The 11,851-nt window shown below is 52.7% G+C and carries 14 protein-coding genes; 4 read left to right on the top strand and 10 right to left on the bottom strand.

All coding sequences use genetic code 11. The features are described from left to right. Nucleotides 1-35: 35 nt before the first annotated feature. Genes L1D43_RS05510 through apbC form a run of 8 tightly spaced genes read right to left on the bottom strand, consistent with a single transcriptional unit; the run spans nucleotide 36 to nucleotide 6,139 of the window. Complete coding sequence (locus tag L1D43_RS05510; RefSeq protein ID WP_041511631.1) at nucleotides 36-362, bottom strand: PilZ domain-containing protein; 327 nt, start codon at nucleotides 360-362, stop codon at nucleotides 36-38. A gap of 6 nt (nucleotides 363-368) precedes the next feature. Then, nucleotides 369-1,283, bottom strand: a complete 915-nt coding sequence (holB, locus tag L1D43_RS05505; RefSeq protein ID WP_082035682.1) for a DNA polymerase III subunit delta' — start codon at nucleotides 1,281-1,283, stop codon at nucleotides 369-371. A gap of 17 nt (nucleotides 1,284-1,300) precedes the next feature. Next, complete coding sequence (tmk, locus tag L1D43_RS05500; RefSeq protein ID WP_239850237.1) at nucleotides 1,301-1,933, bottom strand: dTMP kinase; 633 nt, start codon at nucleotides 1,931-1,933, stop codon at nucleotides 1,301-1,303. Beyond that, the gene (gene mltG, locus L1D43_RS05495) at nucleotides 1,930-2,937 is read right to left on the bottom strand and encodes an endolytic transglycosylase MltG (protein ID WP_239850236.1); all 1,008 of its coding nucleotides are present in this window, start codon (nucleotides 2,935-2,937) and stop codon (nucleotides 1,930-1,932) included. The genes tmk and mltG overlap by 4 nt, the downstream gene beginning before the upstream one ends. Next, the gene (pabC, locus tag L1D43_RS05490) at nucleotides 2,934-3,767 is read right to left on the bottom strand and encodes an aminodeoxychorismate lyase (RefSeq protein ID WP_239850235.1); all 834 of its coding nucleotides are present in this window, start codon (nucleotides 3,765-3,767) and stop codon (nucleotides 2,934-2,936) included. Before pabC ends, mltG begins: the two co-directional genes overlap by 4 nt. After that, a complete protein-coding gene (gene dcd / locus L1D43_RS05485; protein ID WP_239850234.1) occupies nucleotides 3,767-4,351 on the bottom strand; it encodes a dCTP deaminase in 585 nt (194 codons plus the stop codon). Before dcd ends, pabC begins: the two co-directional genes overlap by 1 nt. A gap of 27 nt (nucleotides 4,352-4,378) precedes the next feature. Beyond that, nucleotides 4,379-5,014 carry a uridine kinase gene (gene udk, locus L1D43_RS05480; RefSeq protein ID WP_239850233.1) on the bottom strand — a complete coding sequence of 212 codons (636 nt, stop codon included), beginning with the start codon at nucleotides 5,012-5,014 and terminating at the stop codon, nucleotides 4,379-4,381. A gap of 12 nt (nucleotides 5,015-5,026) precedes the next feature. Further along, complete coding sequence (gene apbC / locus L1D43_RS05475; protein WP_239850232.1) at nucleotides 5,027-6,139, bottom strand: iron-sulfur cluster carrier protein ApbC; 1,113 nt, start codon at nucleotides 6,137-6,139, stop codon at nucleotides 5,027-5,029. Between the two features lie 159 nt (nucleotides 6,140-6,298). Here apbC and metG point away from each other — a divergent pair, with 159 nt between their 5' ends. Then, a complete protein-coding gene (gene metG, locus L1D43_RS05470; protein WP_239850231.1) occupies nucleotides 6,299-8,320 on the top strand; it encodes a methionine--tRNA ligase in 2,022 nt (673 codons plus the stop codon). Between the two features lie 90 nt (nucleotides 8,321-8,410). On the opposite strand, the gene L1D43_RS05465 is transcribed toward metG, so the two are convergent. Further along, on the bottom strand, nucleotides 8,411-9,163 hold the full coding sequence (locus tag L1D43_RS05465; protein ID WP_239850230.1) for a Nif3-like dinuclear metal center hexameric protein: 753 nt from the start codon (nucleotides 9,161-9,163) through the stop codon (nucleotides 8,411-8,413). Between the two features lie 211 nt (nucleotides 9,164-9,374). On the opposite strand from L1D43_RS05465, the gene L1D43_RS05460 reads away from it, so the two are divergent. Next, nucleotides 9,375-9,734 (top strand): hypothetical protein, encoded by a 360-nt coding sequence (locus L1D43_RS05460; RefSeq protein WP_239850229.1) that lies wholly within the window; start codon nucleotides 9,375-9,377, stop codon nucleotides 9,732-9,734. An 80-nt stretch (nucleotides 9,735-9,814) separates the two neighbouring features. Here L1D43_RS05460 and L1D43_RS05455 read toward each other — a convergent pair whose 3' ends face one another. Next, entirely contained in the window at nucleotides 9,815-10,306 is a 492-nt protein-coding gene (locus L1D43_RS05455) for a glycine zipper 2TM domain-containing protein (protein ID WP_239850228.1), read from the bottom strand. A 52-nt stretch (nucleotides 10,307-10,358) separates the two neighbouring features. On the opposite strand from L1D43_RS05455, the gene aat reads away from it, so the two are divergent. Both aat and L1D43_RS05445 read left to right on the top strand, forming a co-directional pair. Next, nucleotides 10,359-11,069, top strand: coding sequence for a leucyl/phenylalanyl-tRNA--protein transferase (aat, locus tag L1D43_RS05450; protein ID WP_239850227.1), 711 nt, complete (start codon nucleotides 10,359-10,361; stop codon nucleotides 11,067-11,069). Beyond that, nucleotides 11,059-11,763 (top strand): arginyltransferase, encoded by a 705-nt coding sequence (locus tag L1D43_RS05445; RefSeq protein ID WP_239850226.1) that lies wholly within the window; start codon nucleotides 11,059-11,061, stop codon nucleotides 11,761-11,763. Before aat ends, L1D43_RS05445 begins: the two co-directional genes overlap by 11 nt. The last annotated feature ends 88 nt before the right edge of the window (nucleotides 11,764-11,851 follow it).

Below are 11,851 nucleotides of genomic sequence, written 5' to 3'. Positions count from 1 at the left end.
CTAAGTCACTACAAAAGGAGGCAAAGGATAGCTATCTACATGGTGCAGGTCAAATCGCCTGAGGCGAGTTCACGGGAAAGTAGGTTTTCAATATGATGTTTATGGGTTGAGGCGTCGGTAATGATCTTCACCCCGATACCTGCCGGTCGCCCACCCGATGCCCCCAGGGGATTGATCCACACCACCAGGCCTTGAAACTCGTGACGCACGGTCGAACCCGGTAGTTGATAGGCGATGGTAAGCTCTTGCCCTAGATAGTGGCTTTCGGTGGTCGCCACAAACAGGCCCGCGGGCTGAATAAATGGCATGTAGGCTCTATATAGCTGATGTAATGTATCAAAATTAACCACGAGATCGACCATATTATTTTAACTTGTTGTTAGCGACTGATACTCTAAGATAAACGACTGAAAAACAGCCATAAAATTCACATTAGGCATCATACTCAGGCTATGATACGTGTCCATGACCTTGGCTGCAAATTTTGTTATCTTGATGTTAATTAATGCATCAGCATTTTTCTGCTTCACCAGTTTTTGTCGCAAGACAACATACAAAACTTTAAGTGCATCAGAAACTTGCTTTTCATCTATATTAGTTAAGTTAGCACACAGGTGCCCAGACGACAAACTTTGCACCCAGGCTTTTCTCAGACCGATCAAGGCCTCGTATCGTCCATCATTTAAGGCAATAAGCAGATCCACAGGCCCACCGACAACCGGCAGACACCAGGTCACATCGCTGCTCAAAGTAAACTGTGCAGCCAGCCAGTCTTGCACCGCTTCGCGGCTCGGTAGCTGGCAATGCAGGCGCTGACAACGACTGCTGATGGTGGCCATCAAACGGCTTGGGGTATCACTCTGCAGCAACAGCAGCGTCCCCTTGCCCGGCTCCTCCAGGGTTTTGAGTAGCGCATTGGCCGCCGCGGTATTGAGTCGCTCACAGTTCTTAATCACGGCGACCCGCCTGCCCCCCTGCTGGGCGGTGGCTGTCAATTTCTGGCACAGTTCCCTGACTTGGTCCACCTTGATCTGATTGCCGTCGGCCTCGACGAAATAACAATCTGGATGGTTACCTGCGATAAACAGCTGACAGCTCTTACAGACACCGCAGCCACCACTTTGGGTCGGCGACATACACAGACTGGCCTGGGCCAAGGTTTCAGCCAGCTGCATGCCGCCATAGCCCTGGTGGATCCCCAAGAGGTAGGCATGTCCCTGCTGACCAGTCATCAACTGACCACAGAAAGATTCACGAACTGGCGTTAACCAAGGTAGCTCCATCATCAAATCCGCCGTTGTTATGACCAATCTTGTTGCTGCAACACGGCCAGAATCTCTTTATGCACCTGCGCCATCGTCTGGCTGGCATCGATCACTTTGATAGTGTCGTCTTGCTCGGCCAGTTGCAGGTAAGTTGCCCTGGCGCGCTCGAAAAAGCTCAGTGCCTGCTGCTCGATTCTATCCAGTTCGCCTCTGTCTCGGGCTCGCTGCAAGCCAAGTTGAGGATCGATATCTAAGTACAGGGTCAGATCGGGTTTAAAGTCTTTTAGTGTCGCCTGACTCACCGCCTCGACCAGAGGCATGAGTTGACGTCCGCCACCTTGATAAGCCAGAGAAGAGAGGTTGTGACGATCGCCTAACACCCAGTTGCCCTGAGCCAATGCTGGTTTAATCACGTTAGCCACCAGCTGCGCCCTGGCCGCATAGATGAGCAAACACTCAGACTCATCACACAGGGGATCGCTAGGGTCGGCAATCTTTACCAGATCCCTAATTCGCTCGGCGAGAGGCGTGCCGCCGGGCTCACGGGTACACACGGGCGCCTGACCGGTATGCTTCTCGATAAAATCTCTTACCAGGGCAATGGCACTCGACTTGCCCGCCCCTTCCAATCCTTCGATAACGATAAATTTCGCGCTGTTTTGCTTCATCGATTTCTCTGATACTTGTCTACAGCACGATTGTGCTCGGTTAATGTTTTAGAAAAAATATGGCTGCCGTCATTCTTCGACACGAAATAGAGATAGTCGACATCGGCCGGGCGCGCCGCCGCCATCAAGGATGCGCCGCTCGGGGCCGCAATGGGTGTCGGCGTCAGGCCATGAATGCGATAGGTGTTATAGGGGGTCTGCTCGCGCAGATCTTTGCGGGTAATGTTGCCCTGATATCGCTCTCCCATGCCATAGATCACAGTAGGATCTGTCTGCAAACGCATCCCCTTACGTAACCTATTGGTAAAAACCGCCGAGATCCAGGGGCGCTCGCTGGCCTTGCCTGTCTCTTTCTCGATAATCGAGGCCATGGTCAGCAGCTCATAAGGGCTCTTAAGCGGGATGCTCTGATCGCGCTCCTGCCAGGCCTTGTCCAGCTCCTGCTGCATTTTCTGATAGCTCTGCTGCAGGATCACCTTAACCGAATCACCGGCGCCATAGTGGTAGGTGTCGGGATAAAACTTGCCCTCGGGCAGTTTAGACTCATCGCCATTATCCTCAAGCACCTGCATAAAGGCTTCATCCTGCCATTTCAGGCGCGGTAACTGTTTGAGCTGCTCGCGCCACTCTTTAATGCTCTGCCCTTCGACAAGCGTCACGGTAAAGACCATCTCCTTGCCCTGACGAAGCTTTTCGAGTAGCTCCACCACAGTGTCGTTGGGAGAGAGTTGATATAGTCCGCTGCGGATCTTGGCAAGCTCAGGGCGCAGCCTAACCAGCAGCTTAAGTTTCCAAAGCTCATCCACCGCGCCGGTTTGCGCCAAGGCGGTGGCCATCTGTGAAAAGGAGGTGCCGCGCGTCAGCTCAAACTCGACGGGTGCATCTAGCTTGAGTTGTGCCTGGCCGTAGCTCACCACGCTCTGATAGACCCAATAGAAGCCAATCGCACTCACGGTAAGTAAGGTAAAGAGTGTGGCAAGCACACCTATGATCATTTTTTTCATAAAGTTAGTTTTAGATCGTGCAGCAATTGGGCTAGCAGTGGGCTGTGGCTAAAGCTATGCTCTGCGATGCCCGTCACGGCGACCGCACCAAACAGGCTATTACTGGCCAGAACATGATCAAAATGCGTGAGCTCATCGGATGTTACGCGGCGCACCTCAAGATTAAAGCCTGCCTTAACAAACCACAGCATCAACTGCTCGCGCATCACACCGGCCACCCCGGCCTGATCCAGACTCGGCGTAACTATGGTGCGGCCCTTTATAAAGAAAAGGTTGGCCATGGAGGCCTCTATGATATTACCGGCCGTGTCGCAGACCACCCAGTCATCGTAGCCCTCACTCAGTGATTGACGGCGAATCAACACCTGCTCGAGACGGTTAAGATGTTTGATGCCGGCAAGCAGCGGCTGCCGGGCCAGGCTTAGCTGACTCATCTGTAGCCTGATCCCCTGAGTCTGCCAATCACTGTAGTGACTTGGGATCTCGTGAAGTGAGATCACCTCAGTCAGCGTTGGCGCAGCAGGCGGTAGGTATCCACGTCCACCACAGCCTCTGCTAATGAGTAACTTGAGGCAATAATCCTGTGAAAAGGCACTGGCACCTTGCGCGCAAGCCTCGGCTAGCCGTTGGCGCAGCGAGTCGTCATCTAGCGTTGGCAAGCCTAACCTGGCGGCGCCTTGGGCTAAACGCAACAGCTGACTGTCAAGGAAGCGCACCTCATTGCCACTGCAACGCATGGTGGCAAACAGGCCGTCGCCATAGGCGAGTCCCCTATCGAACGCCGAAACACTGTCCTCTTGCTGACCGTTTACCCAGATAGCCTTCGACATCACTTGTCCTGGCTAATGCGGCTGGCAAGGGCTTCTTGCTGATCCCTATATTTAGCGCTCTCGCGCTGATTATAGGGGCGCGCCACGGGCGAACTTAGGCGCTCGAAATTGAGGGCACCTATGGTCATCATAGGCTTCAAGGCCAGGGGCAGCTTGCCGCTGTTGTAGAACTCAAGCACTATCTTTCCCTGCCAACCTGGGTCGATACGATGAGCCGTGACATGCACCATGAGCCCGAGCCTTGCCAGGGAAGAGCGACCATCCAACCAGCCGACGATATCGGCAGGCAGGGTCAGGCTCTCATGGGTCACCGCCAACGCCAGCTCACCCGGGTGGAGGAAAAACGCCTCCCCTTCCGGGATCACTATCTTGTCGCTCATCACCCTGTCTAGGGCCGCCTGTACCTCGGCCTTAGGACCGCTGAGATCGATATAGGGCGCCGTATGATCTTGAAAGACGCGGAACTGATCGCCGAGTTTAACATCGACGCTGACACCGTTGATGGCATCATTGCTCGGACGAGGCTCAAGGATAATAGACCCATCGTCCAGACATGCTTCAATCTCTAAATCAGTTAAACGCATCTCAGCCAAACTCCCCGTAAACAGCGATTATTTTGCTAAAAGGTGCTGAATTCTCGCCTTTAATATATCGGTTGCGATGCGGTTTTTACCACCCCGCGGCACGATAATATCGGCGTATTGCTTTGAAGGATCAATAAATTGCAGGAACATAGGACGCACCGTCTGAGTGTACTGCTGCATCACAGACTCCATGGTACGGCCACGTTCGGCCACATCGCGGGTCAGGCGGCGCATGAAACAGATATCCAGTGGCGTATCCATGAAGACGCTCGCATCCATCTGCTCGCGCAGATTAGGATCTGTCAGTAGCAAGATCCCCTCGAGAATGATCACCTTCTTTGGCGTCATGGTGACTGTCTCGGCCATACGGGTATGCTCGGTGTAACTGTATTGCGGGATCTCCACCGACTCACCATTCTTTAGGGCGCTAAGGTGTTCACACAGTAGCTGATGATCCAGTGCCTTAGGGTGATCGTAATTCGTCAGGACACGCTGGTCCATCGACAGGTGGCTCTGATCCTTATAGTAGGCATCCTCGGCGATAACCCCTATCTGATCTGTGCCTAGATCACGGCATAGCTCCTCGAAAATCGTCTTCGCGATTAGGCTCTTACCCGATGCCGATGCCCCTGCGATACCAATTATGACACATTGCGAATTCATGCTTTGTAAACCTTACTCATCATCTGAAATTGAAATAGATACGACACTCTGTGTCTGGCTCAGGGCAAGTTGTGCCCCCACCTTTCTGGCGATCTCCTTATACAACAAGGCCACCTGGCTCTCACCATCCGCCACTACGCTCGGCGTGCCTCTATCCACATCCTCGCGGATATTAAGTTGCAGCGGTAGCTGCCCCAATAGTGGTACATTATAACGCGCTGCCATCTTAAGGCCGCCATCCTCACCGAAGAGGTGCTCCTTATGACCACAGTCGCTACAAATATGGAAACTCATGTTCTCGACAATCCCTAATACGGGAATGTTGACCTTCTGGAACATGCTGATCCCCTTCTTGGCATCGGCCAGAGCGATATCTTGCGGGGTGGTCACTACCACGGCGCCGCTTACAGGCACCTTCTGTGACAGGGTCAGCTGAATGTCGCCGGTGCCCGGTGGCATGTCGATAACCAGGTAATCCAGCTCGGGCCACAAGGTCTCATTAAGCAGCTGCGCCAGTGCGCCCGCCGCCATTGGGCCGCGCCATACGGCGGCCTCATCACCACTGACGATAAAACCGATAGACTGGGCGGCGATACCATGAGCCTCGGCCGCGGTCATCATCTTGCCGTCTGGTGAAACAGGGTTAAAATTGGGGACACCCAGCATTAAAGGAATAGAGGGGCCATAGATATCGGCATCGAGAATGCCAACCTTAGCGCCTTCTGCCGCGAGCGCCAGCGCCAGGTTAACCGAGGTGGTCGATTTGCCCACACCGCCCTTGCCCGAGGCAACGGCAATCACTTGCTTCACATTGGGTAGCGGCTCGACGGCGCCGGCCGAGATCACCGCGGGTTGGAAATCGATTTCACACTCGACCTCATCGATGGCATCGAGTACCGCCAGCTTGTTGGTGATTGCCATTACCGTATCGCGATACTGGCTCTGACAGGGATAGGGGTAACACAGCCCGAGTTGCAATCGCTTGCCTTCAATATCCAGCTTGGTGACACAACCTGCGCTGACGAGACCTTGCATTAAATAGGGGTCTTGATGGGCATCTAAAATGGCCAAAACCGGACCGAGCAGATCATCATGAAGATGATAATTCTGAGACGCTGAAGACAAAACGACTACCTCCAAAAATAAATTTGGCTAAGTGTATCAGAAAAACTCCTCATATTCGGATAGATTTAGTTCACTTAAAGCAGCTTTTGATGAAACTTTAGCGATGATCGGTTAGTATCTATGCCATTCTTTTTGGGCACTTACTGATTTAGAGACAAGATGGCAACTTCACAACGTAAAATTCTCGTGACCAGCGCACTTCCGTACGCTAATGGCCCCATTCATTTAGGTCACATGCTTGAATATATTCAAACCGATATCTGGGCGCGTTTTCAAAAGCTACGCGGCCACGAGTGTCACTATATCTGTGCAGACGATGCCCACGGCACGCCCATCATGCTTAAGGCACAGCAACTCGGCATGGCGCCCGAGCAGATGATCGCTCAGGTACAGAAAGAGCATCAGCAAGATTTTGCCGACTTTAATATCCAGTTCGATAACTTCCACAGCACTCACAGTGACGAGAACCGTGAGTTGGCGAGCGAGATCTACCTGAAACTGCGTGATGGCGGCTATATCAAGTCTAAAACCATCTCTCAGCTGTTCGATCCAGAAAAGTCTATGTTCCTGCCGGATCGCTTCGTTAAGGGCACCTGCCCTAAGTGTAAATCTGTGGATCAATATGGCGACAACTGTGACAGCTGCGGCGCAACCTACAGCCCGACGGATCTGATCGATCCTAAGTCGGCGGTATCCGGTGCCACACCTGTGATGAAGGAGACAGAACACTTCTTCTTCGACCTGCCTGCCTTCGAAGAGATGTTGAAAGAGTGGACCCGTTCAGGTTCCCTGCAACAAGAGATGGCGAACAAGCTGGGCGAATGGTTCGAACAAGGCCTGCAGCAATGGGACATCACCCGTGATGCACCATACTTCGGTTTCGAGATCCCCGATGCACCAGGTAAATTCTTCTACGTCTGGCTCGATGCGCCTATCGGCTACATGGGCTCGTTCAAAAACCTGTGTAACAAGCGCGGCGACCTTAACTTCGACGAGTTCTGGGCCAAAGACTCTACCGCAGAGGTGTATCACTTCATCGGTAAGGATATCGTCTACTTCCACAGCCTGTTCTGGCCAGCCATGCTTGAAGGCGCGGGATTCCGTAAGCCAAACAGCGTCTACGCCCACGGCTATGTGACAGTGAACGGCGCCAAGATGTCAAAGTCTAAGGGTACCTTCATCAAGGCCAGAACCTATCTGGATAACTTAAACCCCGAGTACCTGCGTTATTACTACGCCGCCAAGCTCAGCAGCCGCATCGACGATCTCGACCTGAACCTGGAAGACTTCGCCCAGCGCGTCAACTCAGATCTCGTCGGTAAACTGGTTAACCTCGCCTCTCGCACCGCTGGCTTTATCAGCAAGCGTTTCGACGGCAAGCTAGCCAAGGTAGCCGACACAAGCCTGAGCGAGACCTTCCTCGCCAAGGCTGATGCTATTGCCGAGTTTTACGAGACTCGCGAATTTGGCAAGGCGATGCGTGAGATCATGGCCCTGGCCGATATCGCCAACGCCTATGTGGCCGATGCCGCGCCATGGCAGCTGGTGAAGCAGGAAGATAAGCAAGAAGAAGCCCATCAAGTATGTAGCAATGCGCTGAATCTGTTCCGTATTCTGGTGACCTACCTCAAGCCTGTGCTGCCAAAACTGGCCCAGGATGTTGAAGCCTTCCTACAACTTGAGCTGACCTGGAATGATCTGGCCAAGGATCTGAGCGGTCACGAGATCGCACCGTTCAAGGCACTGATGCAACGTGTCGAGATGAAGAACATCGAAGCCATTATCGAAGCATCGACCGAGAACCTGCAGGTAGCCGAGGCGCCTAAGAGCCAGCTGGATCTCGACCCTATCAGCGAAGAGATCAGCTTCGACGACTTCGCCAAGTTAGATCTGCGTATCGCCCGCATCGCCAAGGCGGAACATGTGCCTGAAGCCAACAAGCTACTCAAGCTTCAGCTGGATCTGGGCGGCGAGACTAAACAGGTGTTTGCCGGTATCAAGTCTGCCTACGCACCAGAAGATCTGGAAGGCAAGCTGACCGTGATGGTGGCCAACCTGGCGCCACGTAAGATGCGTTTCGGCATGTCTGAAGGCATGGTGCTGGCCGCGGGGCCGGGTAAGAAAGATCTATGGATCCTGGAGCCCCATGAAGGCGCGCAGCCTGGCATGCGCGTTAAATAAGTCGCTATCCAGATGATCGGTTGTGTACCGATATGACAAAAAGGCCGCTACTAGCGGCCTTTTCTTTTAGTAGAGTCGCTAAAAGATGCGTTACACAGGATTGTCGATATCCACAAAATGGTGAGTCAAGTCAAACTCATTAGCCAGGTGTTCACCCAATGCCCTGATGCCGAACCTTTCCGTGGCGTGATGGCCTGCGGCATAATAGTGAATATCCTGTTCGACCGCACTGTGGAAGGTACGCTCAGACACCTCGCCACTGATAAAGGCATCGACGCCCAGTTCGACGGCGATATCGATATAATCTTGTGCGCCGCCGCTGCACCAGGCCAGGCGATGAATCGGCTTGTTGCTCTCACCCAGGTGTAATGCCTGACGGCCCAGAACGCCCGCCAAATGCTCGGCAAACGCACTCGGCGCCATAGGCTCATCGAGACGTCCCTGCCAGACCAGCCCCTGGGCGACCCCTTCAACCGATTCGGCATCTATGATCCCAAGCTCGCGAGCCAACTCGGCGTTGTTACCCAGCATAGGGTGACCATCTAACGGCAGATGGTAACCAAAGAGGTTAATATCATTGGTGATCAGCGACTTGATTCGGCGATACTTCATGCCGGTAATGGGTTCAGGCTCTCCCTTCCAGAAGAAACCATGGTGCACCAGCAAGGCATCGGCTTTTAGCTCAACCGCCCTATCGATCAATGCCTGACAGGCAGTCACCCCAGTGACAATCGTCTTGATCCGCTCTTTACCCTCGACCTGGAGCCCGTTGGGGGCATAGTCCTTATAGTTGCCTACCTGCAGAAATTCCGTGAGGTATCGAGTCAATGCTGTGCGATTCATCTAAGCTCCTCATATGAATCAGATAACTTTGGCCGATTCCCCGTTCAAAAACGAAAAAAATGGCCGTGGCGATAGCGCCTAGTTTAGCCATATCTGGGCCTCAGTTCATAGAAATACGTTGAATTTCTGTGAAAATTGGACAATTCAGGCCTTTGGACTATAAAATTAGGCCAAACCTTCAATTACACATTAAAAGAAATAGGTTAATACTATGTCAAAGTTGACCAAAGAAGAGGTGATCAGCGCACTCGAGTCTGCATTGAGCAAGGCGCAGGGTAAGAGTGTTACTATCGAGCAGAAAGGAAGCTGGTATAAGATCGATGGTGGTAAGTCTCTTCGCTTTAGTGATTTAGAAGCTATGTTGGCTGAACAAGGTGAGCAAGCTCCAGTAGCTAAGGCACCGGCAAAAGCGGAAAAAGCAAAGGCTGCACCTAAGAAGGCCGCGCCTGCAAAAGCAGCCAAGTCTAAGGCGGAAGCAAAAGCCAGCAAGTCTACCTCTGGTGGCATGACACCGAAAGAACTATGGCGTGCTAAGCTGGCGGGTAAAGGACAACTTCCTCGCGGCTTCTAACCAAGCAAGATGTTGTTATAAAAAAGGAGCCTCAGGGCTCCTTTTTTATTGAATATAACTCTGCAATAGCTACACGCCTGCTACATCGCCAGATCGACTCGCACGCCTCCCTGAAGATAAACCACACGCACCTCGTCATCGACGTTGAAGATCATGCCGGGATCTAAGTCTTGGATCACCATCACCTCCTGGCCATCTTCATAACGTATCATCAGCTCGACCAACTTTAGTTGCTGATAATAGTCACCGCCAGCACTGTGCCCTATACCGCCCCCTATCAGGGCACCCAACACCGTAGCCACATCCTGACCGCTGCCGCCACCAAACTGATGGCCAATGACACCGCCTATCAGGGCGCCACCAAAAGTACGCCAACCTTGGTTACGGTCTTCCACCAACTGAGTCTGAGTAATGTTACGTACCGAGGTGACATAACCATACTCTACCTTCTCGACAGGGACTGCTTGATTGCGCTCATAGGCCGCACTTGCACTAGCACTCAGTCCCAGGCTGGCAACCAAGATAAAAACTGACCAAATGAAGCGAAAGAGGCTGGGTGTAGGTTTCAACATAAGAGGTTTTCCGCTAACTTATAAAGAGGCCGATAACTAATTTTACTCAATTGTGAACTCACTGTCCTATTTAAATCATGAGCTGGCAAAGTTCCCTTCGCCGGAGTTTGCCCTAACCGATCCAAACGGACTCTTGGCCATCGGCGGCGATCTACATCCCAAGCGTCTGCTTAACGCCTACTATGAAGGGATCTTCCCCTGGTTTAACGAAAACGACCCTATCCTCTGGTGGTCCCCCGACCCCCGTGCCGTATTTGTGCCCGGTTCACTCAAGGTCAGTCGTAGCCTGAAGCGCGATATCAAACGCCGTCAGTGGCGCTTCAGCGTCAATCGCGCCTTTAACAGCGTGATCGAACACTGCGCCCTCACCCGCCAAGGCAAGGAGGGCACCTGGATAACCTTAGAGATACAGCAGGCCTATAAGGCGCTACACCAGTACAACAAGGCCCACTCGATTGAGGTATGGGACGGCGATAAGCTCATTGGTGGCCTCTATGGGGTGGCCATCGGCCAGGTATTTTGCGGCGAGTCCATGTTTCACCTGCAGAGCAATGCCTCCAAGGCAGCCATGGCCATGCTGCATCAGCACCTGTTGTCACACAGGTACCGACTGATCGACGCCCAGGTCATGAATCCTCATCTAGCCTCACTGGGCGCCAAGGCGTTAAAACGCGCAGACTTCATCAATTTATTGAAGCGCTTTCGCGATACCGAGGTCGCCAGCGATGCCTGGCACCCACAAGAGGTGCAGATTGAACTCTAGATCCGACACCATACAGGTGGGTATGACACATACCTTCGACTGCAGCTACCTGCCCAATAAGCAGGAACAGCTATTGGTGCTGCAGGAGGAGTCGCTCGACTTGACCTTGTTTGAGAAGCTACTCGCCCTGGGATTTCGTCGTAGTGGTGAGACCATCTATAAGCCACATTGCCCCCACTGTCAGGCCTGTCTGCCCATTCGCATTCCGGTCGATGCTTTTATCCCGTCACGACGCCAGAAACGTACCCTGAAACAAAACAGGGACGTAAGTTGGCACTTAGTCGACAACTGCACCGACGAACACTATGCGCTCTATGACAGGTACATCAAGGCGCGGCATCACGACGGTCCCATGTATCCCCCCTCACGCGAGCAATACGATCATTTCGTGCAGTGCAGCTGGCATCCACCGAAGCTGCTTGAACTGCGGCTCGAGGGCGAGCTGATTGGCGTGGCGATCACCGACCTCTTACCCAACAGCCTGTCGGCCATCTATAGCTTTTTTGCACCAGAGCTGGACAAACGCTCTCTGGGCTCTTTGATGATCCTGCTGCAGTGCGAACTTGCCAAGCAGATGCACAAGGAGTACCTCTACCTGGGTTATCAAATCCATGAGTCACGAAAAATGAATTATAAGACGGCCTACCATCCCTATGAGATATTGACCGCAAACGGTTGGCAACGCAGTGAATAAGCGCGCTTAATTAGAAAAAATAAAGCAAACAGATATTTGCCCAGATAACGAACACCTCTTTACAGAAGCGCTAATTTGCGGCATGATA

It is taken from the genome of Shewanella sp. Isolate8, from assembly GCF_022398495.1.
GTDB classification, from domain to species: domain Bacteria; phylum Pseudomonadota; class Gammaproteobacteria; order Enterobacterales; family Shewanellaceae; genus Shewanella; species Shewanella aquimarina.
This window is presented reverse-complemented; position numbering and strand designations above follow the sequence as displayed.